At 67.1% G+C, this 26,267-nt stretch carries 37 protein-coding genes; all 37 read left to right on the forward strand.

The annotated features are described in order from the left end of the window. The first annotated feature begins 94 nt into the window (after nt 1–94). The 37 genes from ACTMVF_RS33600 (at nt 95) to rpsK (ending at nt 26,029) form a co-directional block, all read left to right on the forward strand. Complete coding sequence (locus tag ACTMVF_RS33600) at nt 95–1,075, forward strand: NAD-dependent epimerase/dehydratase family protein (RefSeq protein ID WP_441274852.1); 981 nt, start codon at nt 95–97, stop codon at nt 1,073–1,075. A gap of 28 nt (nt 1,076–1,103) precedes the next feature. Further along, nucleotides 1,104–2,366, forward strand: coding sequence for a glycosyltransferase family 4 protein (locus tag ACTMVF_RS33605; protein ID WP_441274853.1), 1,263 nt, complete (start codon nt 1,104–1,106; stop codon nt 2,364–2,366). Further along, nucleotides 2,333–3,016: a class I SAM-dependent methyltransferase gene (locus ACTMVF_RS33610; RefSeq protein WP_441274854.1), complete on the forward strand. Its 684-nt coding sequence runs from the start codon at nt 2,333–2,335 to the stop codon at nt 3,014–3,016. Before ACTMVF_RS33605 ends, ACTMVF_RS33610 begins: the two co-directional genes overlap by 34 nt. 151 nt (nt 3,017–3,167) lie before the next feature. Then, on the forward strand, nt 3,168–4,619 hold the full coding sequence (locus ACTMVF_RS33615) for a hypothetical protein (protein ID WP_441274855.1): 1,452 nt from the start codon (nt 3,168–3,170) through the stop codon (nt 4,617–4,619). Further along, complete coding sequence (locus ACTMVF_RS33620; protein ID WP_441274856.1) at nt 4,594–6,261, forward strand: hypothetical protein; 1,668 nt, start codon at nt 4,594–4,596, stop codon at nt 6,259–6,261. Before ACTMVF_RS33615 ends, ACTMVF_RS33620 begins: the two co-directional genes overlap by 26 nt. Next, the gene (locus ACTMVF_RS33625) at nt 6,258–7,802 is read left to right on the forward strand and encodes an oligosaccharide flippase family protein (RefSeq protein WP_441274857.1); all 1,545 of its coding nucleotides are present in this window, start codon (nt 6,258–6,260) and stop codon (nt 7,800–7,802) included. Before ACTMVF_RS33620 ends, ACTMVF_RS33625 begins: the two co-directional genes overlap by 4 nt. Before the next feature lie 74 nt (nt 7,803–7,876). Next, the gene (locus ACTMVF_RS33630) at nt 7,877–9,418 is read left to right on the forward strand and encodes a fibronectin type III domain-containing protein (RefSeq protein WP_441274858.1); all 1,542 of its coding nucleotides are present in this window, start codon (nt 7,877–7,879) and stop codon (nt 9,416–9,418) included. Then, entirely contained in the window at nt 9,415–9,903 is a 489-nt protein-coding gene (locus tag ACTMVF_RS33635) for an adenylyltransferase/cytidyltransferase family protein (RefSeq protein WP_441274859.1), read from the forward strand. The genes ACTMVF_RS33630 and ACTMVF_RS33635 overlap by 4 nt, the downstream gene beginning before the upstream one ends. A gap of 250 nt (nt 9,904–10,153) precedes the next feature. Further along, nucleotides 10,154–10,879: a PQQ-dependent sugar dehydrogenase gene (locus tag ACTMVF_RS33640; protein WP_441274860.1), complete on the forward strand. Its 726-nt coding sequence runs from the start codon at nt 10,154–10,156 to the stop codon at nt 10,877–10,879. A 254-nt stretch (nt 10,880–11,133) separates the two neighbouring features. Continuing rightward, nucleotides 11,134–11,442, forward strand: coding sequence for a 30S ribosomal protein S10 (rpsJ, locus tag ACTMVF_RS33645; protein ID WP_003948644.1), 309 nt, complete (start codon nt 11,134–11,136; stop codon nt 11,440–11,442). Nucleotides 11,443–11,459: 17 nt separating this feature from the next. After that, nucleotides 11,460–12,104 carry a 50S ribosomal protein L3 gene (rplC, locus tag ACTMVF_RS33650; protein WP_031477844.1) on the forward strand — a complete coding sequence of 215 codons (645 nt, stop codon included), beginning with the start codon at nt 11,460–11,462 and terminating at the stop codon, nt 12,102–12,104. A gap of 8 nt (nt 12,105–12,112) precedes the next feature. Continuing rightward, nucleotides 12,113–12,769: a 50S ribosomal protein L4 gene (gene rplD / locus ACTMVF_RS33655; protein WP_441274861.1), complete on the forward strand. Its 657-nt coding sequence runs from the start codon at nt 12,113–12,115 to the stop codon at nt 12,767–12,769. Further along, on the forward strand, nt 12,769–13,188 hold the full coding sequence (gene rplW, locus ACTMVF_RS33660; protein WP_062706769.1) for a 50S ribosomal protein L23: 420 nt from the start codon (nt 12,769–12,771) through the stop codon (nt 13,186–13,188). The genes rplD and rplW overlap by 1 nt, the downstream gene beginning before the upstream one ends. 40 nt (nt 13,189–13,228) lie before the next feature. Next, nucleotides 13,229–14,065: a 50S ribosomal protein L2 gene (rplB, locus tag ACTMVF_RS33665; protein WP_037887002.1), complete on the forward strand. Its 837-nt coding sequence runs from the start codon at nt 13,229–13,231 to the stop codon at nt 14,063–14,065. 12 nt (nt 14,066–14,077) lie between these two features. Further along, nucleotides 14,078–14,359: a 30S ribosomal protein S19 gene (gene rpsS, locus ACTMVF_RS33670; RefSeq protein ID WP_215155988.1), complete on the forward strand. Its 282-nt coding sequence runs from the start codon at nt 14,078–14,080 to the stop codon at nt 14,357–14,359. Nucleotides 14,360–14,402: 43 nt separating this feature from the next. Next, complete coding sequence (gene rplV, locus ACTMVF_RS33675; RefSeq protein ID WP_019753093.1) at nt 14,403–14,750, forward strand: 50S ribosomal protein L22; 348 nt, start codon at nt 14,403–14,405, stop codon at nt 14,748–14,750. Beyond that, nucleotides 14,750–15,571, forward strand: a complete 822-nt coding sequence (rpsC, locus tag ACTMVF_RS33680; protein ID WP_014674374.1) for a 30S ribosomal protein S3 — start codon at nt 14,750–14,752, stop codon at nt 15,569–15,571. Before rplV ends, rpsC begins: the two co-directional genes overlap by 1 nt. A gap of 5 nt (nt 15,572–15,576) precedes the next feature. Continuing rightward, nucleotides 15,577–15,996, forward strand: coding sequence for a 50S ribosomal protein L16 (rplP, locus tag ACTMVF_RS33685; RefSeq protein WP_009190136.1), 420 nt, complete (start codon nt 15,577–15,579; stop codon nt 15,994–15,996). Continuing rightward, complete coding sequence (rpmC, locus tag ACTMVF_RS33690) at nt 15,996–16,220, forward strand: 50S ribosomal protein L29 (protein ID WP_003974259.1); 225 nt, start codon at nt 15,996–15,998, stop codon at nt 16,218–16,220. The genes rplP and rpmC overlap by 1 nt, the downstream gene beginning before the upstream one ends. After that, a complete protein-coding gene (gene rpsQ / locus ACTMVF_RS33695; protein WP_003992363.1) occupies nt 16,220–16,507 on the forward strand; it encodes a 30S ribosomal protein S17 in 288 nt (95 codons plus the stop codon). Before rpmC ends, rpsQ begins: the two co-directional genes overlap by 1 nt. Before the next feature lie 309 nt (nt 16,508–16,816). Further along, nucleotides 16,817–17,185 (forward strand): 50S ribosomal protein L14, encoded by a 369-nt coding sequence (gene rplN / locus ACTMVF_RS33700; protein WP_003998823.1) that lies wholly within the window; start codon nt 16,817–16,819, stop codon nt 17,183–17,185. Between the two features lie 2 nt (nt 17,186–17,187). After that, nucleotides 17,188–17,511 carry a 50S ribosomal protein L24 gene (gene rplX, locus ACTMVF_RS33705; RefSeq protein WP_062151337.1) on the forward strand — a complete coding sequence of 108 codons (324 nt, stop codon included), beginning with the start codon at nt 17,188–17,190 and terminating at the stop codon, nt 17,509–17,511. Next, nucleotides 17,511–18,068 (forward strand): 50S ribosomal protein L5, encoded by a 558-nt coding sequence (gene rplE, locus ACTMVF_RS33710; protein ID WP_016434630.1) that lies wholly within the window; start codon nt 17,511–17,513, stop codon nt 18,066–18,068. The genes rplX and rplE overlap by 1 nt, the downstream gene beginning before the upstream one ends. A gap of 5 nt (nt 18,069–18,073) precedes the next feature. After that, nucleotides 18,074–18,259, forward strand: coding sequence for a type Z 30S ribosomal protein S14 (locus tag ACTMVF_RS33715; protein ID WP_003948630.1), 186 nt, complete (start codon nt 18,074–18,076; stop codon nt 18,257–18,259). Between the two features lie 213 nt (nt 18,260–18,472). Next, the gene (gene rpsH / locus ACTMVF_RS33720) at nt 18,473–18,871 is read left to right on the forward strand and encodes a 30S ribosomal protein S8 (RefSeq protein WP_015658459.1); all 399 of its coding nucleotides are present in this window, start codon (nt 18,473–18,475) and stop codon (nt 18,869–18,871) included. Between the two features lie 24 nt (nt 18,872–18,895). Further along, nucleotides 18,896–19,435: a 50S ribosomal protein L6 gene (gene rplF / locus ACTMVF_RS33725; protein WP_441274862.1), complete on the forward strand. Its 540-nt coding sequence runs from the start codon at nt 18,896–18,898 to the stop codon at nt 19,433–19,435. Nucleotides 19,436–19,438: 3 nt separating this feature from the next. Continuing rightward, nucleotides 19,439–19,822, forward strand: a complete 384-nt coding sequence (gene rplR / locus ACTMVF_RS33730) for a 50S ribosomal protein L18 (protein ID WP_007494754.1) — start codon at nt 19,439–19,441, stop codon at nt 19,820–19,822. A 43-nt stretch (nt 19,823–19,865) separates the two neighbouring features. Beyond that, on the forward strand, nt 19,866–20,471 hold the full coding sequence (rpsE, locus tag ACTMVF_RS33735) for a 30S ribosomal protein S5 (RefSeq protein WP_009190144.1): 606 nt from the start codon (nt 19,866–19,868) through the stop codon (nt 20,469–20,471). A gap of 2 nt (nt 20,472–20,473) precedes the next feature. Next, a complete protein-coding gene (rpmD, locus tag ACTMVF_RS33740) occupies nt 20,474–20,656 on the forward strand; it encodes a 50S ribosomal protein L30 (protein WP_003974250.1) in 183 nt (60 codons plus the stop codon). A gap of 2 nt (nt 20,657–20,658) precedes the next feature. Continuing rightward, nucleotides 20,659–21,114 (forward strand): 50S ribosomal protein L15, encoded by a 456-nt coding sequence (gene rplO / locus ACTMVF_RS33745; RefSeq protein ID WP_441274863.1) that lies wholly within the window; start codon nt 20,659–20,661, stop codon nt 21,112–21,114. Nucleotides 21,115–21,359: 245 nt separating this feature from the next. Continuing rightward, the gene (gene secY, locus ACTMVF_RS33750) at nt 21,360–22,673 is read left to right on the forward strand and encodes a preprotein translocase subunit SecY (protein WP_441274864.1); all 1,314 of its coding nucleotides are present in this window, start codon (nt 21,360–21,362) and stop codon (nt 22,671–22,673) included. Continuing rightward, nucleotides 22,673–23,335, forward strand: coding sequence for an adenylate kinase (locus ACTMVF_RS33755; protein ID WP_441274865.1), 663 nt, complete (start codon nt 22,673–22,675; stop codon nt 23,333–23,335). The genes secY and ACTMVF_RS33755 overlap by 1 nt, the downstream gene beginning before the upstream one ends. A 158-nt stretch (nt 23,336–23,493) precedes the next feature. Continuing rightward, nucleotides 23,494–24,330, forward strand: a complete 837-nt coding sequence (gene map / locus ACTMVF_RS33760) for a type I methionyl aminopeptidase (RefSeq protein ID WP_441274866.1) — start codon at nt 23,494–23,496, stop codon at nt 24,328–24,330. A 255-nt stretch (nt 24,331–24,585) separates the two neighbouring features. Next, nucleotides 24,586–24,807 (forward strand): translation initiation factor IF-1, encoded by a 222-nt coding sequence (gene infA, locus ACTMVF_RS33765; RefSeq protein ID WP_003948620.1) that lies wholly within the window; start codon nt 24,586–24,588, stop codon nt 24,805–24,807. A gap of 59 nt (nt 24,808–24,866) precedes the next feature. Beyond that, nucleotides 24,867–24,980, forward strand: a complete 114-nt coding sequence (rpmJ, locus tag ACTMVF_RS33770) for a 50S ribosomal protein L36 (protein ID WP_003998809.1) — start codon at nt 24,867–24,869, stop codon at nt 24,978–24,980. 193 nt (nt 24,981–25,173) lie between these two features. Continuing rightward, entirely contained in the window at nt 25,174–25,554 is a 381-nt protein-coding gene (rpsM, locus tag ACTMVF_RS33775) for a 30S ribosomal protein S13 (protein WP_030788235.1), read from the forward strand. A gap of 70 nt (nt 25,555–25,624) precedes the next feature. Continuing rightward, nucleotides 25,625–26,029: a 30S ribosomal protein S11 gene (gene rpsK / locus ACTMVF_RS33780; RefSeq protein ID WP_003956432.1), complete on the forward strand. Its 405-nt coding sequence runs from the start codon at nt 25,625–25,627 to the stop codon at nt 26,027–26,029. The last annotated feature ends 238 nt before the right edge of the window (nt 26,030–26,267 follow it).

Below are 26,267 nucleotides of genomic sequence, written 5' to 3' on the forward strand. Positions count from 1 at the left end.
GCGCGTGGCATATCAGTCTAATTCGGATAATTAGTGCATAACCTACCTGGCAGGTCTCAGTGACCACCGATCCCGGGTTTCTGGAGGAGCTGCCATGGCCAAGCAGGTGGACGTCGTTGTTGCCGGAGGCGGGGGATTCATCGGCGGGCACCTCGCTGCCGACCTCCTGGCACAGGGGCTTTCGGTTCGCTGCGTCGACATCAAGCCGCAGCGCGACTGGCACCAACTGCACCGCGACGCCGAGAACGTCGTCGCCGATCTGTCGCTCCTCGAGAACGCCCGCGACGCCGTCCGGGGCGCGCGGCAGGTCTACATGCTGGCCGCCGACATGGGCGGCATGGGCTTCATCGAGAACCACAAGGCCGCCTGCATGATGTCGGTGCTGATCAGCACCCATATGCTCAAGGCCGCGCACGAGGCCGACGTGGAGCGCTACTTCTACTCCTCGTCGGCCTGCGTGTACGCCGCCGCCAAGCAGACCGCCTCGAACGTCACCGCGCTGAAGGAGGAGGACGCGTACCCGGCACAGCCCGAGGACGGCTACGGCTGGGAGAAGCTCTTCTCCGAGCGCATGTGCCGCCACTTCGAGGAGGACTACGGGTTCACCTGTCGCGTCGCGCGCTACCACAACGTGTACGGCCCTGCGGGCACCTGGACCGGTGGTCGTGAGAAGGCTCCGGCGGCCGTGTGCCGCAAGATCGCCGAGGCGGCCATCTCCGGGGCGCACCGGATCGACATCTGGGGCGACGGCCGGCAGACCCGTTCCTTCATGTACATCGACGACTGTGTCCACGGCACGCAGATGCTCATGAACGGGGCCAGCAGCATCCCCGTCAATGTCGGCTCCTCCGAGCTGGTCACCATCAACCAACTGGTCGACATCGTCGAGGAGATCGCGGGCATCCGCTGCGAGCGCAAGTACCAGCTGGACGCGCCGCAGGGCGTACGCGGCCGCAACTCCGACAACACCCTGATCCGCGAACTCCACGGCTGGGAGCCCTCGATCCCCCTCGCCGAGGGCCTCGAGAAGACCTACGCCTGGGTCTACGACCAGGTCAAGCTCGCGCGCTCCTGATCGCTCGGAGCGGCAGGGAGAACAGCCGATGAGGATCCTCGTCCACGACTACAGCGGGCACCCGTTCCAGGCGCAGCTCAGCCGTGAGCTGGCGCACCGCGGCCATGACGTCGTGCACTCGACCTGCCCGGCCTACGTCTCCGGAAAGGGCAACCTCGCCGAGGACACGGTCGCCGGCCTGCGGTTCGTCACCATTGGCGACCACGTCGTGCTGGACAAGGGCGCCTACGTCCGGCGCCTCTTCCAGGAGACCCGTCTCGGCCTGGAACTCGCCCGGCAGGTACGGCGCGAGAAGCCGGACGTGGCGATGCTGGGGAATCTGCCGATCCCGACCCTGGTGGTGGCCGCGGCGGCGCTGAAGACGCTGCGCATCCCCTGGGTGCTGTGGCACCAGGACATCACCGCCATCGCCCTTCGCAGCTTCGCCGCCGCCGGTGTGTCGAGGCTGATGGGCGTCGCCGCCCGGGTGTTCGAGCAGGGCGAGAGGTGGTCGGCGCGACGCGCCTCGGCGATCGTGGTGATCGCCGACTCCTTCGTGCGGGTGCACCGGGAGTGGGGCACCGCCGACAAGGTCACTGTCATTCCCAACTGGGCGCCGCTGGACGAGATCCTCCCCGTGCCCCGTGCCAACGCGTGGTCGCGGGAGCACGGCCTCACCGGCGTCAGGACGGTGCTGTACTCGGGCACGATCGGCCTCAAGCACAACCCCGCGCTGCTGGTGCGGCTGGTCGAGACGCTGCGCGAGCAGGGTGAACGGGTCCGCCTCGTCGTCGTCAACGACGGCCCGGCCGTCCCGGTCATCAAGGAGGCGGCGGCCGCCCGGGGCGTCGATCTGACCCTGTTGCCCTTCCAGCCCTACGAGCGGTTGCCCGAGGTGCTGGGCACGGGCGATGTGCTGGTCGTGCTGCTCGCGGCGGACGCCGGGGAGTTCTCGGTCCCCTCCAAGACGCTGTCCTATCTGTGCGCCGGACGCCCGGTGCTGGGTCTGATGCCGGCGGACAATCTGGCGGCACAGCTGCTCCGCAAGGCCGGCTCGGCGGTGTTCGCGCCGGAAGAGTCCTCGCTGGCCGGCGCGGCCACGTGGGTCCGCGAGGTCCTGAACGACCCGGCGCGCGCGGAGGCGCTGGGCAAGGAGAGCCGGGCGCTGGCCGAGCGGGAGTTCGCCCTGGAGCGCTGCGCCTCGCGATTCGAAGAAATCCTCAGGCTGGCCTCGTCGGCTCGGGACCCATTGCACAAGTCCAATGTCAGGAGCTCTCGATGCGCGAAATCTCGTACGAGGAACAAACGGTAAAATCGGGTAACCCGCTGGCTCGTTTTGCGCATCGCACCCGTACGACGATGGCGGTCGATCTCGTCGCCGGAGTGTGCGCGAAGCACGGCACCGTCATCGATTTCGGTGCAGGACCCGGACTTTTTCTGCACGCGCTTGGCGAGGCGCGACCCGACGTCACGCTCGTCGGATACGACCCGTACATGGAACCGTCGTATCCCGAAGTGAAGTACGTGGAATCGATGGAAAGCGTCGCGGCGCAAAGCGTGGATGTGTTGACGGCGTTCGAGGTCTGCGAGCATCTTTACGCCAACGAACTCGATGCCCTGCTCGTAGACGCGTTGCGCATGCTCAAGCCGAGCGGCGCGCTCGTGATCTCTGTGCCGATCATGTGCGGCCTGGCCATCGTGCCGAAGGTGACGAACTGGATGATTCGCAGCCGCTCGCTCAAGACGGAGTACACGCTCACGGACGTGATGAAAGCGATGGCCGGAATGCGTGTGAGCCGACCGGATAATCCGCGCACGACCCACAAGGGCTTTGATTTTCGCGAACTGCGCGAAGTCGTGCGGGAGCGCTTCTCCATCGATTCCGTGCAGATGAGCCCGGTGCCGAACATGCCCTGGTGGTTGAGTTCGCAGTACTTCATGGTCTCCCGGCCGGTAAAATAATACGATCTGACGGTCGAAAACCCTAAGACGAAACGCTCCTGAATTCACCCCATATGTATCGCAGGTGAGGTAAAAATAGGCTGACGCGAATTCAGCCTATTTGCTCGCTTCCGTGAGAGGGGTGCAGGTGCAGGGCAGTCAGGAACGTTGCATGGCGGCGGTATGCGCCTGGGCCGCTGTACTCGTCGGACTGCTGCCGGGGCTGGTCCTGCAGAGCTCCGACGAAACCATCGGCGCCGCACTCGTGGTGCAGTGCGTCGTCGTGGCGCATACCGGTGGGGCGCTCACCTGGGTGCTCACCGGTACGTCGGTACGGCTCGTCGCGTTCGGTTTCTGGCTCTTCTCCTATGTCTGGCTCGGGCTGGCGCCACTCGCCATGCTCGCCACCGACGCCTACCCCCTTGGATACCGGACCGACGACGCCACCTCCTTCTCCGTCACCGTCCTGATCGAAGTCGGGCTGCTCGCCTACAGCGCCGGAGCATTCCTGGCCGCCAGGCGCGCCGCGAAGCGCTCGGTCGTGCTCGCACCGCTGCTCTCCCGCAGGTTGGCACCGTTGCGTGTGCTCGTCGTCAGTGCCCTGTCGCTCGTTCTCGCGGTCGTACTCGTCCCCCAGCTGGGCGGGTGGGCCGCCTTTTTCACCAGCAGGCAGGCCCTGTGGCAGTCGGAGGCCGCGACGGACTCGGAGCGGACGCTGCGCACCTGGACTCTCTGCGTCCCCGCTTTCTGGGCCTTGGTGGGCCTGATCCACCTGCCCCGCCGCGCGACGGGCGACCGATGGTTGCGCCGCGTCCGCTGGCTGCTGCTCCCGCTGCTGCTCGGACTCAACGTGGTCGTCAACAACCCGATCAGCAGGCCGCGCTTCTGGGCCGGCACCGTGCTTCTGGTCCTGCTGTTCACATGGAGCCGGTTCAACCGCCCGCGGGCCTTCCGTATCACCGCCGCCGCGCTCACCGCGGTGGTGCTGCTCGTCTTCCCGTACAGCGACTACTTCCGTTACAGCGAACGTGAAGCCGTCCAGGTGGTGAGCCTGACGGAACAGCTCACCTCGAACATGGACTACGACTCCTTCCAGCAGATGCAGACCGGGGTCGACCATGTGAAGGAGAACGGCTTCTCGCCGTCGGACGCGCTCGGACCCCTCGTGTTCATGGTGCCGCGCTCCGTATGGCCGGAAAAGCCGCAGGCCGTCGGTATCACGCTCGCCCAGCACGCGGGCTACGAGTTCTGGAATCTCTCGGCACCGCTGTGGATCGAGAGCTACATGTGGGCCGGTTTTCCCTCTGTGATGGCCGTTTTCTGTCTGCTGGGTGCGGCCGGACGCCGTATGGACGACATCCGTGAACGGCTACGGGACAGGCAGGCCACGCTGGCGTTCGTGCTGGTCCCGGCCTTTGCCTTCTACCAGATGATCTTCCTGCGCGGCAGCCTCCTGGCCATCGTCGGTCCGATGCTGCTGCTCCTGACCGTCCCGCTGTTCATCACCCGCCGCGCCGCCCGGCCACTGCGGCTCCCTTCACCGGCGCTGCCGCCCGCGACCGTCAGCCACGCATCCATCCCCGGAACAGGAGGCATCCGTGACCAGCTCCGCCAGCTTCGATGACGGGTACAGCGAACCGGACCAGCTCCGCGACCAGCTGCGCCAGCTGCTGAGGTACCGCGTGACCATCGCGCTGGGTATCGTCCTCGGGCTGCTCGGGGGACTGCTGCTGGTGCTGCTGCGCGCGGGCAGCTACACCTCCACCGGCGAGGTGCTGGTCCGTTCGACGGTGGACCCGTTCAGCACCTACGGCGTGGCCGTCGACAACCAGGTGAGCATGGGCACCGAGCAGCAGATCGCGCTCAGCGCCACCGTCGCGGCCCGTGCGGCGAAGGCGTTGCGCCAACCGTCCCGTGCCGACGCGCTGCTGGAGGAGCTGAGGGTCAGCAATCCGCCGCACACCCATATTCTCCGGTTCGAGTACACGGCCGGCACTCCGAAGCGGGCGGCCCGGGTCACCAACGCGTTCCTCGACGCCTATCTCGCCGACCGCAAGGAGCGGACCGACGCCACGGTGCGGCGGATGGCGACCGCGCTGAAGCGGCAGCTCGTCCCACTGATCAAAAAGAGCACCGCGGAAGCCGGCAAGCCCACAAGCGTGGCGCTGCGAGACCAGATCAACGGACTGCAGAAGCGGATCTCCGACTTCGAGTCCCGCGACACCACCGGAGGCGACGTCGTACGCAGGGCCGAGCCGCCGAAGCACCCCGCGGGGCCGGGGCCGGTGGCGCTCATCGGCCTCGGCCTGATGGGCGGACTCGTACTGGCCATCCTGCTCGCCTGGCTGCGGTCCGCCTTCGAACCCCGGGTCCGCTCGGTCGGCGAGGCCCAGGGCGCGCTGGGCGCCCCGGTGCTGGCCATCCTCCCGGACGCCGCGACGGACAGCGCGCTGCTGGAGGTCGGCCGGGTAGCCAGCGATCGCGCGGAGGCGTACCGCACTCTCGCCTTCCACCTGCGGCACGGCGATGCCCGTACGGCCGGCGGCACGCTGCTGGTCGTGGCCCCGAAGCAGGACCGCGAGGCCGAGGCGGCCGCCGTCAACCTCGCCGCCGTGTTCGCCGAGTCCGGTGAGGACGTCCTGCTGGTGGACGCCACCGCGAGCACACCGGGCCTCGCGGCACGACTGCCCCTGCTGACCGAGGACGCGGATGACGACGCCGAATCGCCGCGCCCCTTGGACGGCCGGGTCGTCGTCGACGCGGGCACGGCCGGGCGCATCATGCTCTGCCCCGACCGACGGGGCGCCTCCACCGGCGACATCCCGATGTCCCCCATGGTGGCGCGGGCCCTGTCGTGTGCCGCTTCCGGAAGGTCCTCGGTGGTCGTCACGCGGCCGCTGCTCGAACACGCCGACGGTCTCGCGGTCGCCCAGCGTGCGGACGGTGTCCTCATCGTGGGCGGACTGCAGCACACCACCCGCGACGACCTCAGGCAGGTTCGTGAGCTGATCAGTTGCGCGGGTGGACACATCGTGGGCGCGGTGCTCTGCCTCGGCAGTCGGCGGAGCCTGCTCCGCGCTGCCCTGAGCGGCAGCCGCCGCCCGGGGGAGCCGGGCTCGGCGGCGATGCCGGCCGCCCGTGCCGAGGGGACCGAGGCTCTGTCCGCGGCCGCGCACCCCGTCGGCCGTACCCAGGAAGAGCTGATCTCCCAGCCGCAGCAGAGCTCGTCCGCCCAGGACGACACGCTCACCGCCTCCAAAGGATGAGCGCCTCCGGAACGGCCCTTCCCGCCGCCGGCGGGACGGCCACCCGGAGCGGGGTCGCCGCCACCGCGCGGGGCGGATGGTGGGGTTTCCTGGGCTCAGCGGTCAGCGCCGTCTTCGGCTACCTCCTCGTCACCCTGGTCACTCGCACCCTGGGGGCGCACGGGTCGGGAGCGGTGTTCACCGGCGTCGCCGTCTTCACCATCCTCTGCAACACCTGCAAGCTCGGCGCCGACACCGGGCTGGTGCGCTTCGTCTCCCGTGACGTGGCCACCGGCGGCGGCCGGCAGGTGGGCGCGCTTCTGCGCACCGCGGTCGTCCCGGGCGCCGCGGTGAGCACCGGGGCCGCCGCGCTGCTGTTCCTGTCTCCCTCCACGGCCACCTCACTGCTGCCGAACCTGCCTCCCCAGGACGCGGTCACGTTGGTCCGGCTCTTCGCGCTGTTCCTCCCCCTGGCCACGGTCACCCTGGTTCTGCTCGGCGCGACCCAGGGCTACGGCACCGTGATTCCGCTGGTTGGGGTCGAACAGATCGGCAAACCGGTCCTGCGCGTCCTGATCGCCGTACCGGTCGCCCTGCTGGCCCCCGGTGTGCTGAGCCTGGCCGCCGCCTGGCTCGTGCCCTCCCTGGCCGGTGTCCTCGCCGCCTGGTACGCGCTGCGCCGGTGCCGCCATACCGGCCTCGGACGTCCGCCCGCGCCCGACGCGGCCGCCACCCGGCACGGATTCTGGGCGTTCGCCGTACCTCGGGCGATCTCCTCCGTCTTCGACATCAGCGCGGTCTGGGTGGGCGTCGTGCTGCTGTCCTGCCTGGCGACGAGCGAAGAGGCCGGCATCTACACCGCCGTCGGCCGTGTCGTCATCGCGGCGACGCTGCTCCAGCTCGCCATCCGGCTGGCCGTCGCTCCGGAGATCAGCCGTCTCCTCGCCGTGGGCGACATCCCGCAGGCCCGTCATCTGTACCGGGTCTCGACGCGCTGGATCGTGCTGTTCTCCTGGCCCCTGCTCGTCCTGCTCACCAGCTTCCCGGGCACCGTCCTGTCGTTGTTCGGGCCGGAGTTCGAGCAGGGGGCGGCCGCGCTGGTGGTGCTCTGTGTCGCCTCGGCGGTCAACGTGGGGGTGGGAAACGCCCAGACGGTGCTGCTCATGGCAGGCAAGAGTTCCTGGCATCTGGCGGTCACCGGCGTCGCGTTCACGGTGCAGCTGACGGTCGGCCTGCTCGCCGTACCCCGGCTGGGCGTGCTCGGAGCCGCCCTGTCCTGGGCGGCGGCGACCATCGTCGAGAACCTGGTCTCCGCCGCGTTGGTGCGGCGGCATCCGGGCTTCACGATCATCGACAACGGATATCTCCTGGCGACCGCCGCCGGCCTGTGTCTGACGGTGCCGCTGGTCGTTCCCACCAGGCTGCTGGCAGGTGACACGGCCATCGGACTTGCCGTCGCAATCACCATGGGATTTTTCGTATTCGGTATAAGTTTGTGGCGATTTAGCACACCCCTGGGCGTGCGTGAACTCGTCGGTGTGCTGCGCGAACGCACCACGTGAGGCCGTCTCGGAACCGAGACCGCCCCTCCTCCTTCCCTTCTCCCACCCGTACTTGCTGCAACCAGGGATGTTCCATGCGCCTGAGAAAAAGCACGAAGAGAGGGCTCACCACGGCTTCGGCCGTGGCCCTCCTCGCGGCTGCCTCGCTCATCACCGCGTCGAGCTCAGCAGCCGACGGCGACGAAAAGACCCTGACCGCCGACCGTTTGGCGACCTGGCAGACCGACGGCATCGTCTGGTCGATCGAGTACGCGGACGGTGTCGTCTACGTCGGCGGGACCTTCGACAAGGTCCGTCCTCCGGGCGCCGAGCGCGGCCAGAGGGAGGTCGCACGCAAGAACTTCGCCGCGTTCGACGCCGCCACCGGCAAACTGCTGCCGTGCGCCCAGCCCTTCTCCGGCGCCGGTGACACCGTACGGGCGCTGAAGGCTTCCCCCGACGGCAAGGTGCTGTACGTCGGTGGCTCGTTCGGCAAGGTCGGCAAGGCCGCCGCCTCCAGTGCGGTCGCGCTCAACACGGCCAACTGCTCGCTGCGCAGGGACTTCCGACCGCACATGTCGTCGTTCGTGCGGGCGATCGAGGTCACGGACACCGCGGTCTATCTGGGCGGCGACTTCACGGTCGTCAACGGTCAGAAGAGGCAGCGCATCGCGGCGCTCACGCCCGATGGTTCGCTGCTGCCGTTCAAGGCACAGATCGACGCTCCCGTACGGGCCATCCTCGCCGCACCCGAGTTCGGCAAGCTCATCGTCGGCGGCGACTTCCTCGAGGTCAACGACGAGTTCGAGTTCAAGCTCGTCGCCCTGCGCCCCGCCACAGGCACGACGGTGACCTCGTACCCGAGCTGGCTGCCGGCGAGGTCCAAGGTGAAGGCGCTGGTACGCGACGCGACCAACTTCTATGTGGCGGCCGAGGGCAAGGGAACCGGCATCTTCGACGGCCGCATCGCCGGCCGCCTCGGCAACGGCGACATGATCTGGAAGGACACCTGCCTGGGCGCCACCCAGGCCCTCGCCGTGCACAACGGCGTGCTCTACAGCGGATCCCACGCCCACAACTGCAGGGACACCCCGGGCGGGTTCCCCGAGCACAACCAACGCCAGCACTTCCTGGCCCAGTCGGTCCGCAACCGGCACATCCTGCACTGGTTCCCCGACACGGACGGCGGGACCGGCGAGGGCAACGGCCCCCGTGCGCTGAAGATGGCCGGCGAAGTCCTGTGGGCGGGCGGCGAGTTCACCGAGGTCAACGGCAGACGGCAGCAGAGCCTGGTCCGCTTCTCGGCCGGGCGCGACCGCGGAATCCCGGAGGAGCCGCCCCAGCTCGCCGCCTCGACGTCGGCCGCCGGCAAGGTCACGCTCAGCTGGCGTGCCGCATGGGACCGGGACGACGCGGTGCTGAAGTACCTGATCTACCGGGACGGCAAGCTCGTGGCCTCGCCGACGCAGCGGTCCGCGGAGTGGAACCGCCCCACGATGACGCACACCGACTCCGTCACCCCAGGCTCCCGCCACCGCTACCGGATCGCCGTCAGCGACGGCGACAACACCTCGCCCCGGTCGAAAGCGCTCGTGGTGACCGCGGCCGCCGACGGGCCTCCGAAGGAACAGCGTTGACAGGCGAACGTCTCGGCTACGCGCCAGGGGTCTTCGACCTCTTCCATGTGGGCCATCTGAACATCCTGCGCCGGGCGCGCGGGCACTGCGACCGGCTCGTCGCCGGTGTCTGCTCGGACGACCTGGTGGTGCGCCTGAAAGGCAGGCCGCCGGTCGTCCCGCTCGCCGAGCGGCTGCAGATCGTTCGGAGTGTGCGCTATGTGGACGAGACGTTCGTCGCGACCATGGACGACAAGATCGCTATCTGGAAGGAAGTCGGATTCGACGTCATCTTCAAAGGTGACGACTGGCTCGGCACGGAGGTCTGGACGGCTCTCGAGACCGAATTCGCGAGGGTCGGGGTGCAGGTCGTCTACTTCCCCTACACCGTGCACACCTCGAGCACGCTGCTACGGGAGGCGCTCCGGCTGCTCGGCGAGCAGCACCCCTCCGGGCCGGCCTCGGGACAGCTCGCGGGACCGCGTCCGAGCGGAACAGGCAGCTGAACAGGCGTGTTGCCCGGGTACCGGAGCGGCCGACGGGTCCGCTGAGGTGGATCCGTCGGCCCGACTGGCCGGGTGCGACATTCAGCCCGGCTCTGCATGGCCTCGCTCACCGCTACGGCCGCCCTGCCGGCGGCAGGCCTGTCGCAGCCGACCGCCGCATGCGCTGTACCGTCCCCCACCGCTGCGGCCACGGATCACGCCGCGCGCCGCAGCCGACGTCACCACGCTGTCCCCGACGTGGGACGGCGCGATGAACAAGCGCGTGTTCTTCATGCACACCACGGCGAACGAGACCCGGGTCGTGCGGATGCGCTACGACGGCCAGTCGCTCGGCGGCTACACCGTGGTGCTCGGCGGGCTCGGACGGGGCTCGAACCACCACGGCGGCACGATCGCCACGCAGGCGCGGCTCGCGCAGGACACCAACTCGATCAACGGCAAGATCCTGCGGATCACCCAGTCCGGCGCCCCCGCTCCCGGCAACCCGTTCGGCAACCACATCCACAGCTACGGCCACCGCGATCCGCAGGGCCTGCCCTGGGACCGCAAGGGCCGGCTGTGGTCGGGGGGAAATCGGTCAGGAAGCGACGGACGAACTCAACCTGATCGAGCCGGGCCGCACGTACGGCTCGCCGAGCTGCGAGGGCCACTGCACCGGGCCAGGCGTACGCACTCACCGGTGACGCCGCCCGTACGGATCCCGCATGCCGCTTCTCCCCGGACCACGGGGTCATACGGGCGCTGGTGGACGACGGCGCGGACGCGGCCGCTCCGGTCAGGCGGCGGGCACCCGGCCGATCCGAGGGCGCGGACGCCAGGGTTTGACCTACGTCACCCTCGGGGTATTCTCTCCGGCTCGATTGGCCAGCCCCCTGCCCCATATGGCAGACTGTCCGAGTTGCTCGGTCGAGTGTTGATGCTGCGCGCCTCCCGCCGGGAGGACCGGAAGCGAGTCCCACAGTACTCGTCGCCCTAACTGCCGTAAGGCAGCGCTGGGGCGGACGTACGGGAATCTTTCGGGAAGTGACAGTGCGGCACCGGCCAGGCACCCGGTGGGCCTTCCGCCCCCGGCTTGCGGTTCCGGAAGGGCCGTGCTCCCAGACAAGGGATGTTCGAACAAGGGGCATCTGTGTCAGCGGCAGCGCGACACGCCCGACCGCGTGGGTCGGAGGATCGGGTAGGGGAACACCAGGTTCCAGAGCGTTAGAGAGACAGGACTACTGAGTAGCCATGGCGGGACAGAAGATCCGCATCCGGCTCAAGGCCTACGACCACGAGGTCATCGACTCCTCGGCGAAGAAGATCGTCGAGACGGTGACCCGCACTGGTGCGTCGGTCGCGGGCCCGGTGCCGCTGCCCACAGAGAAGAACGTGTACTGCGTCATCAAGTCGCCGCACAAGTACAAGGACTCGCGCGAGCACTTCGAGATGCGCACGCACAAGCGCCTGATCGACATCCTCGACCCCACCCCCAAGACCGTTGACTCTCTGATGCGACTCGACCTCCCGGCCGGTGTCGACATCGAGATCAAGCTCTGAGGGTCGGTGATCTGAGAATGGCTAAGCAGATCAAGGGCATCCTGGGCGAGAAGCTCGGCATGACGCAGGTGTGGGACGAGAACAACCGTGTTGTTCCGGTCACCGTCGTCAAGGCCGGCCCGAACGTCGTCACCCAGGTGCGTACCAACGACGCCGACGGCTACGAGTCCGTCCAGCTCGCCTTCGGCGAGATCGACCCGCGCAAGGTGAACAAGCCCCTCAAGGGCCACTTCGCGAAGGCCGACGTCACCCCCCGTCGTCACCTCGTCGAGATCCGCACCGCGGACGCCTCCGAGTACACGCTGGGCCAGGAAGTCACCGCCGAGGTGTTCGAGGCCGGCGTGAAGGTCGACGTGACCGGCAAGAGCAAGGGCAAGGGCTTCGCCGGTGTCATGAAGCGCCACAACTTCCGTGGCCTCGGCGCCGGACACGGTACCCAGCGCAAGCACCGCTCGCCCGGTTCCATCGGTGGCTGCGCCACCCCGGGCCGCGTGTTCAAGGGCCTCCGCATGGCGGGTCGCATGGGCAACGAGCGGGTCACCACCCAGAACCTGACCGTCCACGCCGTTGACGCGGAGAAGGGTCTGCTGCTCATCAAGGGCGCGGTTCCCGGTCCGAACGGCGGCCTCGTCCTGGTCCGCACCGCGGCCAAGGGGGCCTGAGGTAACCGATGAGCACTGTTGACATCCTTTCGCCGGCGGGCGACAAGGCCGGTTCCGTCGAGCTCCCCGCGGAGATCTTCGACGTAGAGAAGATCAGCGTTCCGCTGCTCCACCAGGTCGTCGTCGCACAGCTGGCCGCTGCCCGTCAGGGCACGCACAAGACCAAGACCCGTGGCGAGGTCCGTGGTGGTGGCAAGAAGCCTTACCGCCAGAAGGGCACCGGTCGCGCCCGTCAGGGTTCGACCCGCGCGCCGCAGTTCGCCGGTGGTGGCGTCGTGCACGGTCCCGTGCCGCGTGACTACTCGCAGCGGACCCCGAAGAAGATGAAGGCCGCGGCCCTGCGCCACGCCCTCACCGACCGGGCCCGCAACAACCGCATCCACGTCGTCTCCGGCGTGATCGAGGGCGAGACCCCCTCCACGAAGGCCGCGAAGAGCCTGTTCGGCAAGATCTCGGAGCGCAAGAACCTGCTCCTGGTCGTCGAGCGCGCCGACGAGGCCGCGTGGCTGTCCGCCCGCAACCTGCCCCAGGTCCACATCCTGGAGCCGGGCCAGCTGAACACGTACGACGTTCTCGTCTCGGACGACGTGGTCTTCACCCAGGCCGCGTTCGAGTCCTTCGTGTCGGGCCCGAAGGCCAATGACACCGAAGGGAGCGAAGCCTGATGGCTATCCGTCACCCCGCCATTGCCTCGAAGGCCGCGAAGAAGGCCAAGGCGGCTCGCGTCGCCAAGGCGCGTCGCCACGCCGCCGAGGGCAAGAACACCGTCGTCACGCCGGCGAGCAAGTCGTTCACGGACCTCCGTGACATCTTGATCAAGCCGGTCGTGTCCGAGAAGAGCTACGCGCTCCTCGACGAGAACAAGTACACGTTCGTCGTCGCCCCGGGCAGCAACAAGACCCAGATCAAGCAGGCCGTCGAGACGGTCTTCGAGGTCAAGGTCACCGGGGTCAACACGATCAACCGCCAGGGCAAGCGCAAGCGGACCCGCACGGGCTTCGGCCAGCGCGCGTCCACGAAGCGCGCGATCGTGACCCTCGCTGAGGGCGACCGTATCGACATCTTCGGCGGTCCGACCGCCTAAGGGCGGTCCGGATCGTCCGATATCGGACGAGGACTGAGAAATGGGAATCCGCAAGTACAAGCCGACTACGCCGGGCCGTCGTGGCTCCAGCGTCGCCGACTTCGTCGAGGTCACGCGGTCCACGCCGGAGAAGTCGTTGGTCCGCCCCCTGCACAGCAAGGGTGGCCGTAACAACTCCGGTCGTGTGACCGTCCGCCACCAGGGCGGTGGCCACAAGCGCGCCTACCGAGTGATCGACTTCCGTCGTCACGACAAGGACGGCGTGCCGGCGAAGGTCGCGCACATCGAGTACGACCCCAACCGCACCGCGCGCATCGCGCTGCTGCACTACGCCGACGGCGAGAAGCGCTACATCCTCGCCCCGCGCAACCTGCAGCAGGGTGACCGCGTCGAGAACGGTCCCGGGGCCGACATCAAGCCGGGCAACAACCTGGCGCTGCGCAACATCCCGGTCGGTACCACGATCCACGCGATCGAGCTCCGTCCCGGTGGCGGCGCCAAGTTCGCCCGCTCCGCCGGTGCCTCCGTGCAGCTGCTCGCGAAGGAGGGCCAGATGGCCCACCTCCGCATGCCTTCCGGTGAGATCCGCCTGGTCGACGTGCGCTGCCGCGCCACCGTCGGCGAGGTCGGCAACGCCGAGCAGAGCAACATCAACTGGGGTAAGGCCGGCCGTAAGCGCTGGCTGGGCGTTCGCCCGACCGTTCGCGGTGTGGCGATGAACCCGGTGGACCACCCGCACGGTGGTGGTGAGGGCAAGACCTCCGGTGGTCGCCACCCGGTCTCCCCGTGGGGTCAGAAGGAAGGTCGTACTCGTGCTCCCAAGAAGGCGAGCAACAAGTACATCGTCCGCCGCCGCAAGACGAACAAGAAGCGCTAGGAGCGGGTTTAGATGCCGCGCAGTCTCAAGAAGGGGCCCTTCGTCGACGACCACCTGATCAAGAAGGTGGAAACGCAGAACGAAGCAGGCACCAAGAACGTCATCAAGACCTGGTCCCGTCGCTCCATGATCGTGCCGGCCATGCTCGGCCACACGCTCGCGGTGCACAACGGCAAGACCCACATCCCGGTGTTCGTCACCGAGTCGATGGTCGGCCACAAGCTCGGCGAGTTCTCGCCGACGCGCACCTTCCGGGGTCACGTCAAGGAAGACCGGAAGTCGAAGCGCCGCTAGTAGCGGATCGCATTCAGACACGTAAGTAACTGAAGGGACAACCATGGAAGCCAGGGCCCAGGCGCGGTACATCCGCGTCACGCCCATGAAGGCCCGCCGCGTGGTGGACCTCATCCGTGGCATGGATGCCACGGAGGCCCAGGCTGTTCTGCGATTCGCTCCGCAGGCAGCCTCCGTGCCGGTCGGCAAGGTGCTCGACAGCGCCATTGCCAACGCCGCGCACAACTACGACCACCCGGACGCCTCCTCGCTGTTCATCAGCGAGGCGTACGTCGACGAGGGCCCGACCCTGAAGCGGTTCCGTCCGCGCGCTCAGGGCCGTGCCTACCGGATCCGCAAGCGGACCAGCCACATCACCGTGGTCGTCGCCAGCAAGGAAGGAACCCGGTAATGGGCCAGAAGGTAAACCCGCACGGGTTCCGGCTCGGTGTCACCACGGACTTCAAGTCCCGGTGGTACGCCGACAAGCTGTACAAGGACTACGTCAAGGAAGACGTCGCCATCCGTCGGATGATGACGTCCGGCATGGAGCGCGCCGGTATCTCGAAGGTGGAGATCGAGCGCACCCGTGACCGCGTGCGTGTGGACATCCACACCGCTCGTCCGGGCATCGTCATCGGCCGCCGTGGCGCCGAGGCCGACCGCATCCGCGGTGACCTCGAGAAGCTCACGGGCAAGCAGGTCCAGCTGAACATCCTCGAGGTCAAGAACCCCGAGACCGACGCTCAGCTGGTTGCCCAGGCCGTTGCCGAGCAGCTCTCCTCCCGCGTCTCCTTCCGCCGCGCCATGCGTAAGAGCATGCAGTCGGCGATGAAGGCCGGCGCCAAGGGCATCAAGATCCAGTGCGGTGGCCGCCTCGGCGGCGCCGAGATGTCCCGCTCGGAGTTCTACCGCGAGGGCCGTGTGCCCCTGCACACGCTCCGCGCGAACGTGGACTACGGCTTCTTCGAGGCCAAGACGACCTTCGGCCGCATCGGTGTGAAGGTCTGGATCTACAAGGGCGACGTCAAGAACATCGCCGAGGTCCGCGCCGAGAACGCTGCGGCCCGTGCGGGTAACCGCCCGGCCCGTGGTGGTGCCGACCGCCCGGCCCGTGGTGGCCGCGGTGGCGAGCGGCGCGGTCGTAAGCCGCAGCAGGCTGCCGGCGCCGAGGCCCCCAAGGCCGAGGCTCCCGCCGCCGCTCCGGCTGAGAGCACCGGAACGGAGGCCTGACCGTCATGCTGATCCCCCGTAGGGTCAAGCACCGCAAGCAGCACCACCCGAAGCGCAACGGTATGTCCAAGGGTGGAACGCAGGTTGCGTTCGGCGAGTACGGCATCCAGGCGCTGACCCCGGCCTACGTGACGAACCGCCAGATCGAGGCGGCTCGTATCGCGATGACCCGCCACATCAAGCGTGGCGGCAAGGTCTGGATCAACATCTACCCGGACCGTCCGCTCACCAAGAAGCCCGCCGAGACCCGCATGGGTTCCGGTAAGGGTTCTCCGGAGTGGTGGATCGCCAACGTCAAGCCCGGACGCGTGATGTTCGAGCTGTCGTACCCCAACGAGAAGATCGCCCGTGAGGCGCTGACTCGTGCGGCCCACAAGCTGCCGATGAAGTGCCGGATCGTCAAGCGCGAGGCAGGTGAAGCGTGATGTCGGCCGGTACCAAGGCGTCCGAGCTGCGCGAGCTGGGCAACGAGGAGCTTCTTGCGAAGCTCCGCGAGGCCAAGGAAGAGCTGTTCAACCTCCGCTTCCAGGCGGCGACCGGTCAGCTCGAGAACCACGGTCGGCTCAAGGCCGTCCGTAAGGACATCGCGCGGATCTACACCCTGATGCGTGAGCGCGAGCTGGGCATCGAGACGGTGGAGAGCGCCTGATGAGTGAGAGCAACGTGACTGAGCAGACTGCAGAGGCCCGCGGCTTCCGCAAGACCCGTGAGGGTCTCGTCGTCAGCGACAAGATGGACAAGACCGTCGTCGTCGCCGTCGAGGACCGCGTCAAGCACGCGCTGTACGGCAAGGTCATCCGCCGTACCAACAAGCTCAAGGCGCACGACGAGCAGAACGCTGCGGGCGTCGGCGACCGCGTCCTCCTCATGGAGACCCGGCCGTTGTCCGCGACGAAGCGCTGGCGCGTCGTCGAGATCCTCGAGAAGGCGAAGTAATCAAGCGGGGTTCGCCCCGCTGCCCCGCCGGGGGCTCCGCCCCGGACCTCGGTCCGGCAGGCGCTCCCGGCGCGGGTTTCGCCAGACCGACGAAAGACCGCCGCCCGGCGAGCTCCGTAGAACGACTTACGGAACCGCCGCCGGGACATCCGGCCGAGGTGCGTGAGGCACTCGCGCTCGTCGCGAGAGCGGCTCCACGGCCCGGCCGGGTCGGCAAGTAATTCCTGCGGGGGTATCCCGGCAGGACGGTTCCGCCAGGCTCTCCGGTTCAACTCCCGGAGGGAACCGGCAGACAAACAGGAGATAGACGTGATCCAGCAGGAGTCGCGACTGCGTGTCGCCGACAACACTGGTGCGAAGGAAATCCTTTGCATCCGTGTGCTCGGTGGCTCCGGTCGCCGCTACGCGGGCATCGGTGACGTCATCGTCGCCACCGTCAAGGACGCGATCCCCGGTGGCAACGTGAAGAAGGGTGACGTCGTCAAGGCGGTCATCGTTCGCACCGTCAAGGAGCGCCGCCGTCCGGACGGCTCGTACATCCGCTTCGACGAGAACGCCGCAGTCATTCTGAAGAACGACGGCGACCCTCGCGGCACCCGCATCTTCGGCCCGGTCGGGCGTGAGCTGCGCGAGAAGAAGTTCATGAAGATCATCTCGCTGGCTCCGGAGGTGCTGTAAGCATGAAGATCAAGAAGGGCGACCTGGTCCAGGTCATCACCGGCAAGGACAAGGGCAAGCAGGGCAAGGTCATTGCCGCTTACCCGCGCGACGAGCGTGTCCTGGTCGAGGGTGTCAACCGGGTCAAGAAGCACACCAAGGCCGGTCCGACCGCCAAGGGCTCGCAGGCCGGCGGCATCGTCACGACCGAGGCGCCGATCCACGTCTCCAACGTCCAGCTGGTCGTTGAGAAGGACGGCAACAAGGTCGTCACGCGTGTCGGCTACCGCTTCGACGAAGAGGGCAACAAGATCCGCGTTGCCAAGCGGACGGGTGAGGACATCTGATGGCTACCACCACCACTCCGCGTCTGAAGCAGAAGTACCGCGAGGAGATCGCGGGCAAGCTGCGTGACGAGTTCAAGTACGAGAACGTCATGCAGATTCCCGGCCTCGTCAAGATCGTGGTCAACATGGGTGTGGGCGACGCCGCCCGCGACTCCAAGCTGATCGAGGGCGCCATCCGCGACCTCACCACGATCACCGGTCAGAAGCCGGCCGTCACCAAGGCCCGCAAGTCCATCGCGCAGTTCAAGCTGCGTGAGGGCCAGCCGATCGGTGCCCACGTCACGCTCCGTGGCGACCGCATGTGGGAGTTCCTGGACCGCACCCTGTCGCTCGCGCTGCCGCGCATCCGCGACTTCCGTGGTCTGTCCCCCAAGCAGTTCGACGGCCGTGGCAACTACACCTTCGGTCTCACGGAGCAGGTCATGTTCCACGAGATCGACCAGGACAAGATCGACCGCGTCCGGGGTATGGACATCACCGTGGTCACCACGGCGACCAACGACGCTGAGGGCCGCGCGCTCCTTCGTCACCTCGGCTTCCCCTTCAAGGAGGCGTGAGCGAGATGGCGAAGAAGGCTCTGATCGCGAAGGCTGCTCGCAAGCCCAAGTTCGGCGTGCGTGGCTACACGCGCTGCCAGCGCTGCGGCCGTCCCCACTCCGTGTACCGCAAGTTCGGCCTGTGCCGCGTGTGCCTTCGTGAGATGGCTCACCGTGGCGAGCTGCCGGGCGTGACCAAGAGCTCCTGGTAATCCCACCTTTTAGGGATTCCCGAAGCTCTCGGTAAGCAATGGGCGTGTCAGGCGCCCTCCCTTCCATGGCTTAGGCTTGGAGGGTTGGGCGCCTGATGGTCGCCCGTACGACTTACTACGCCGTAGGTCCACCGCACCGCACCCGCCTCGTCTCGGATCGAGGAGAGGGATGGGCACCTGGAAACCCCGGCGAGAGAGGCCGAAGGCCAATTCATGACCATGACTGATCCGATCGCAGACATGCTTACGCGTCTGCGGAACGCGAACTCGGCGTACCACGACACCGTGGCGATGCCGCACTCGAAGATCAAGTCGCACATCGCGGAGATCCTCCAGCAGGAGGGCTTCATCACGGGCTGGAAGGTCGAGGACGCCGAGGTCGGCAAGAACCTCGTCCTCGAGCTGAAGTTCGGCCCGAACCGTGAGCGCTCCATCGCGGGCATCAAGCGGATCTCCAAGCCCGGTCTCCGGGTGTACGCGAAGTCCACCAACCTGCCGAAGGTGCTCGGCGGCCTCGGCGTGGCGATCATCTCCACGTCGCACGGGCTCCTCACCGACAAGCAGGCCGGCAAGAAGGGCGTAGGCGGAGAAGTTCTCGCCTACGTCTGGTAGCAGAAGGGAACGGAGGAAACAGCTATGTCGCGCATCGGCAAGCTCCCCATCGCGGTTCCCGCCGGCGTGGACGTCACCATCGACGGCCGTACGGTTTCGGTCAAGGGCCCCAAGGGCGAGCTGACCCACACCGTCTCGGCGCCGATCGAGGTCGCCAAGGGCGAGGACGGCACCCTGCAGGTGACCCGCCCGAACGACGAGCGTCAGAACAAGGCCCTCCACGGCCTGTCCCGCACGCTGGTGGCGAACATGATCACCGGCGTGACCCAGGGTTACGTGAAGAAGCTCGAGATCAGCGGTGTCGGTTACCGCGTGCAGGCCAAGGGATCGAACCTCGAGTTCGCTCTCGGCTACAGCCACCCGATCACCGTCGAGGCCCCCGAGGGCATCACCTTCAAGGTGGAGGCCCCCACCCGCTTCTCGGTCGAGGGCATCGACAAGCAGAAGGTCGGCGAGGTTGCGGCCAACATCCGCAAGCTGCGCAAGCCCGACCCGTACAAGGCCAAGGGCGTCAAGTACGAGGGCGAAGTCATCCGCCGCAAGGTCGGAAAGGCGGGTAAGTAAGCCATGGCATACGGACAGAAGATCCTTAAGGGCGACGCCTACAAGCGCGCCGCGATCAAGCGCCGCCACATCCGGATCCGTAAGCACATCAACGGTACGGCGGAGCGTCCGCGTCTGGTCGTTACCCGCTCGAACCGCCACATCGTGGCCCAGGTGATCGACGACATCAAGGGTCACACCCTTGCGTCGGCGTCCACCCTGGACACCTCGATCCGCGGTGGCGAGGGCGACAAGTCCGCGCAGGCCAAGCAGGTCGGCGCCCTGGTCGCCGAGCGTGCCAAGGCTGCCGGCGTCGAGGCCGTCGTATTCGACCGTGGTGGTAACCAGTACGCCGGGCGCATCGCCGCTCTGGCGGACGCCGCCCGCGAGGCCGGACTCAAGTTCTGAGTCCTGGTTCCGTAGCTAGCGGAGACAGAGAGAGGTAATTCCAATGGCTGGACCCCAGCGCCGCGGTGGCGGTGCCGGTGGCGGCGAGCGGCGGGACCGGAAGGGCCGTGACGGCGGCGCAGCTGCCGCCGAGAAGACCGCGTACGTTGAGCGCGTTGTCGCGATCAACCGCGTCGCCAAGGTTGTGAAGGGTGGTCGTCGCTTCAGCTTCACCGCGCTGGTCGTGGTGGGCGACGGTGACGGCACCGTGGGTGTCGGTTACGGCAAGGCCAAGGAGGTGCCGGCCGCCATCGCCAAGGGTGTTGAGGAGGCCAAGAAGCACTTCTTCAAGGTCCCCCGTATCCAGGGCACCATCCCGCACCCCATCCAGGGTGAGAAGGCTGCCGGCGTCGTCCTGCTCAAGCCCGCGTCCCCCGGTACCGGTGTTATCGCCGGTGGCCCGGTGCGTGCCGTGCTCGAGTGCGCCGGTATCCACGACGTGCTGTCGAAGTCGCTCGGCTCCGACAACGCGATCAACATCGTGCACGCGACCGTGGAGGCCCTGAAGGGCCTGCAGCGTCCCGAGGAGATCGCGGCTCGCCGTGGTCTGCCGCTCGAGGACGTCGCCCCCGCGGCTCTTCTCCGTGCGCGTGCCGGGGCGGGTGCGTAATCATGGCGCAGCTCAAGATTACGCAGGTCAAGTCCTACATCGGCAGCAAGCAGAACCACCGTGACACCCTGCGCTCCCTTGGTCTCAAGGGCATCAACACGCAGGTCGTCAAGGAGGACCGCCCCGAGTTCCGCGGCATGGTGCACACCGTCCGCCACCTCGTGACGGTCGAGGAGGTCGACTGATCATGGCGGAGCAGAACCCGCTCAAGATCCACAACCTCCGTCCCGCCCCGGGCGCCAAGACCGCCAAGACCCGTGTTGGTCGTGGTGAGGCGTCGAAGGGTAAGACGGCCGGTCGTGGTACCAAGGGTACGAAGGCTCGTTACCAGGTTCCGGAGCGCTTCGAGGGTGGCCAGATGCCCCTCCACATGCGTCTTCCGAAGCTGAAGGGCTTCAAGAACCCGTTCAAGACCGAGTTCCAGGTCGTGAACCTCGACAAGCTGGCGGCGCTGTACCCCGAGGGTGGCGAGGTCACCGTCGAGGGCCTCGTGGCCAAGGGTGCCGTTCGCAAGAACAGCCTCGTCAAGGTCCTCGGCCAGGGCGAGCTCTCCGTGGCGCTGCAGGTGACGGTCGACGCCGTCTCCGGCTCCGCCAAGGAGAAGATCACCGCCGCGGGCGGTACCGTCACCGAGCTCGTCTGAATCCATCAGGCGTCTCGATGACTTGAGCGATCCCGACCGGGGATACCCCACAAATGGGGTATCCCCGGTTGGTCGTTCCAAGGGGGGCGGTCTCGCCGGTAAGGTGGCCTGCACTGCCCACTTTTACGGAGTGCTTCTTGTGGGGCACTCTGAGCGGCAGTTGACCGTTAGCTAAGTCGTTCCTATTAGTCGAACCTCAAGACCGTCACCCTTGACGCAGTAGCGCGGGGGTCGCAGGAGGCACCGTGCTCACCGCGTTCGCCCGGGCGTTCAAGACGCCCGACCTGCGCAAGAAGCTGCTCTTCACGCTCGGCATCATCGTGATCTATCGGATCGGTACACACATTCCGATCCCCGGCGTCGACTACAGGGCCGTACAGGTCTGTGTCGACCAGGCGAGCACCAACCAGGGCATCTTCGGCCTGGTCAACATGTTCAGTGGCGGCGCGCTGCTCCAGATCACGATCTTCGCGCTCGGCATCATGCCGTACATCACGGCGAGCATCATCCTGCAGCTGCTGACCGTCGTGATCCCGCGCCTGGAAGCCCTGAAGAAGGAGGGCCAGGCGGGTACGGCGAAGATCACGCAGTACACCCGCTATCTGACCGTGGCGCTCGCCATCCTTCAGGGCACCGGCCTGGTGGCCACCGCCCGCAGCGGTTCGCTGTTCCCGAACTGCCAGGTGGCCAGCCAGATCGTGCCGGACCGCTCGATCTTCACCACCATCGTGATGGTCATCACCATGACTGCCGGTACGGCTACCGTCATGTGGCTCGGTGAGCTCATCACCGACCGCGGCATCGGTAACGGCATGTCGATCCTGATGTTCATCTCGATCGCCGCGACCTTCCCGTCCGCGCTGTGGGCCATCAAGCAGCAGGGCAACCTGGCGGACGGTTGGATCGAGTTCGGCATCGTCGTCGCCGTCGGGCTGTTCATGGTCGGCCTGGTGGTCTTCGTCGAGCAGGCCCAGCGCCGTATTCCGGTGCAGTACGCGAAGCGCATGATCGGCCGCCGGTCCTACGGCGGTACGTCGACGTACATTCCGCTGAAGGTCAACCAGGCGGGCATCATCCCTGTGATCTTTGCCTCGTCGCTGCTCTACATCCCGGCATTGATCGCGCAGTTCGCCGGTGGAAGCTCCGACTGGAAGACCTGGATCGAGAAGAATCTCGCGCAACCGTCGGCTCCGACGCACATCGTCCTTTACTTCTTCCTGATCATTTTCTTCGCCTTCTTCTACGTGGCCATCTCGTTCAACCCCGAGGAAGTCGCGGACAACATGAAGAAGTATGGTGGCTTCATCCCGGGCATCCGGGCTGGCCGACCGACCGCTGAGTACCTTTCGTACGTGCTCAACCGGATCACCTGGCCGGGCTCGCTGTACTTGGGCCTGATCGCTCTCGTGCCGACGATGGCGTTGGCTGGTTTCGGGGCAGACCAGAACTTCCCGTTCGGCGGGACCAGCATCCTGATCATCGTGGGTGTGGGTCTTGAGACGGTGAAGCAGATCGAGAGCCAGCTCCAGCAGCGCAATTACGAAGGGTTCCTCCGCTGATGCGAATCGTCCTCGTCGGGCCGCCGGGTGCCGGGAAGGGAACGCAGGCCGCGTTCCTGGCCAAAAACCTGTCGATCCCGCACATCTCCACGGGCGACCTGTTCCGCGCCAACATCAGCCAGCAGACGGAGCTCGGGAAGCTCGCGAAGTCCTACATGGACGCGGGCAACCTGGTGCCGGACGAGGTCACCATCGGGATGGCCAAGGACCGCATGGAGAAGCCGGATGCCGAGGGTGGCTTCCTGCTGGACGGCTTCCCGCGCAATGTGTCCCAGGCCGAGGCGCTCGACGAGATGCTTCAGTCCGAGAGCATGAAGCTGGACGCGGTGCTGGACCTGGAGGTCCCCGAGGAAGAGGTCGTCAAGCGGATCGCCGGGCGGCGGATCTGCCGCAAGGACTCCAGCCACGTCTTCCACGTCACGTACAGCCAGCCGAAGAAGGAAGGCGTCTGCGACGCCTGCGGCGGCGAGCTGTACCAGCGGGACGACGACTCCGAGCAGACCGTCCGTAAGCGGCTGGAGGTCTACCACACGCAGACCGAGCCGATCATCGACTACTACAAGGCGCAGGGGCTGGTCGTCACGATCTCCGCGCTGGGCAAGGTCGAAGAGGTCACGGCTCGCGCGATGGAGGCGCTTCAGCGCGACGAGGACAGCAAGTAGGAGCGCTCGTAGCTCGTACGTAGCTCAGGCCGCGGTTCCCTGTGGGGGGCCGCGGCTGCTGCGTGGGGTGGGTGCGCCGGCTCCGCCGTTGCGGTTCCCGCTCCGCCCTTATGGTTGAAGCAGTCCCCTTATCCGGTCCAAGAAAGGCCCCCGTCCCCATGGTGCAGATCAAGAGCCCCGAGCAGATCGCCAAGATGCGTGAGGCGGGGCTGGTCGTAGCCGCCATTCACGCGGCCACGCGTGAGGCCGCGGTGCCCGGGGCGAGTACCAAGGATCTGGACGAGGTGGCCCGCAAGGTGCTCGCCGAGCACGGGGCGAAGTCGAACTTCCTCGGGTATGGCGGCTTCCCCGCGACGATCTGCACCTCGGTGAACGACGTCGTCGTCCACGGCATCCCGTCCGAGGACGTCGTCCTCAAGGACGGCGACATCATCTCCATCGACTGCGGTGCGATCATCGATGGCTGGCACGGCGACGCCGCGTACACCGCCTTCGTCGGGTCCGGGCACGCCCCGGAGCTGATCGAGCTCTCCCGGGTGACCGAGGAGTCGATGTGGGCCGGCATCGCGGCCATGAAGCAGGGGAACCGTCTGGTCGACGTCTCCCGTGCCATCGAGACGTACATCCGGCGCCAGCCCAAGCCCGGTGGCGGCAAGTACGGGATCATCGAGGACTACGGCGGCCACGGCATCGGCACCGAGATGCACATGGACCCGCATCTGCTGAACTACGTCGACCGGCGGCGGGGGAAGGGGCCGAAGCTGGTCCCGGGCTTCTGCCTGGCGATCGAGCCGATGGTGTCACTCGGCATGCCGAAGACCGAGGTCCTCTCGGACGACTGGACGGTCATCACCACGGACGGCACGTGGTCGTCGCACTGGGAGCACTCGGTCGCGCTGACCGCGGAGGGGCCGCTGGTGCTTACGTCTCCCGACGGGGGTAAGGCGAAGCTGGCGGAGTACGGGATCGTCGCTGCGCCGGATCCTCTGGCCTGAGCGCCTACCGGGAGCGGTATCCGGTTGCTCGGCGGCTGCGGGCGGGTGGGGGCTGGTCGCAGTTCCCCGCGCGCCTTGCGGCGCTGCCCTTCCCCGCGCTTAAGGATCTGTCCCTTGGGGCAGGCTTCCTCGATTCGTGTTTCCGGGTGCGCTGACGTAGACTGACTCGTCGGCTCTCGTGCACCCGCATGTCTGCATGCGCCCGTAAGGGACGCAGGGGAGTCGATCAAGGTAGTCGATTCCGAAGGGCAAAGCGTGGCCAAGAAGCAAGGTGCCATCGAGATCGAGGGCACTGTCGTCGAGTCTCTGCCGAACGCCATGTTCAAGGTCGAGCTCCAGAACGGCCACCAGGTCCTGGCACACATCAGCGGCAAGATGCGTATGCACTACATCCGCATCCTCCCTGACGACCGGGTCGTGGTGGAGCTGTCTCCGTACGACCTCACGCGTGGCCGGATCGTCTACCGGTACAAGTAGATCTTGCCCCCGTCCCGGGCCTCCCGAGGCGATGGCACTGACCCGGAGAACCTCACCCAATGAAGGTCAAGCCGAGCGTCAAGAAGATCTGCGACAAGTGCAGGGTGATCCGCCGTCACGGCCGGGTCATGGTCATCTGCGAGAACCCGCGCCACAAGCAGCGCCAGGGCTGACGCACGACCAATCCCCTCTGCACCTCTATCGCAGAGTTTCGCGCGACGCGAGCTGAATATGTTCATACGCAGAATCCAGGCGAGCGATCGCCTGACACCCCCGGTTCGGAGGCCGGGGACCCAGTTCGTACCTGGTACGGCGGCTGGGAGTCGGTTCTGCGGAAGACCTCCGAAGATCACCAGGAGCCATTGAATGGCACGCGTTTCCGGTGTTGACATCCCGCGCGACAAGCGCGTGGAGGTCGCCCTCACCTACGTGTTCGGCATCGGCCGGACCCTCTCGCAGGAGACGCTGGCAGCGACCGGCGTCGACCCGAACACCCGCGTTCGCGACCTCTCCGAGGAGCAGCTCGTCGCGATCCGCGAGTACGTGGACAACAACATCAAGACCGAGGGTGACCTCCGTCGCGAGATCCAGGCCGACATCCGCCGCAAGGTCGAGATCGGCTGCTACCAGGGTCTCCGTCACCGTCGCGGCCTGCCCGTCCGCGGTCAGCGCACCAGCACGAACGCTCGTACCCGCAAGGGCCCGCGTCGCGCCATCGCCGGCAAGAAGAAGCCGGGCAAGAAGTAGTCCTCAGCGGACAACGCTTCATCAGCGGTCTTCGCTGTAGGACCGACCACCTCCCCGTAGGAGTTACTAGATGCCCCCCAAGGGTCGTCAGGGCGCTGCCAAGAAGGTGCGCCGCAAGGAAAAGAAGAACGTCGCTCACGGCCACGCGCACATCAAGAGCACGTTCAACAACACGATCGTCTCCATCACGGACCCGTCCGGCAACGTGATCTCCTGGGCCTCCGCCGGCCACGTCGGCTTCAAGGGCTCCCGGAAGTCCACGCCGTTCGCCGCGCAGATGGCCGCCGAGTCGGCTGCCCGCCGCGCCCAGGAGCACGGCATGCGCAAGGTCGACGTGTTCGTGAAGGGTCCGGGTTCGGGTCGTGAGACCGCGATCCGTTCGCTTCAGGCGACCGGTCTCGAGGTCGGCTCCATCCAGGACGTCACCCCGACCCCGCACAACGGCTGCCGTCCGCCGAAGCGTCGTCGCGTCTGACGTACGGCCGGTAGGTCTTCGGGATTCGGGCGGTACGGCGCCGTAAAGGCGCCGTATCGCCCGTACCCTTGCAGTACCCGTCCCTTTTGCCGGGGGCGGTTCCGTCGGGCGTCAAATAGCGGGCGTCCACGAAAGAAGGATCTGATCCACACATGCTGATCGCTCAGCGTCCCTCGTTGACCGAAGAGGTCGTCGACGAGTTCCGCTCCCGGTTCGTGATCGAGCCGCTGGAGCCGGG

This window comes from Streptomyces sp. SD31, assembly GCF_052068475.1.
Taxonomy (GTDB): domain Bacteria; phylum Actinomycetota; class Actinomycetes; order Streptomycetales; family Streptomycetaceae; genus Streptomyces.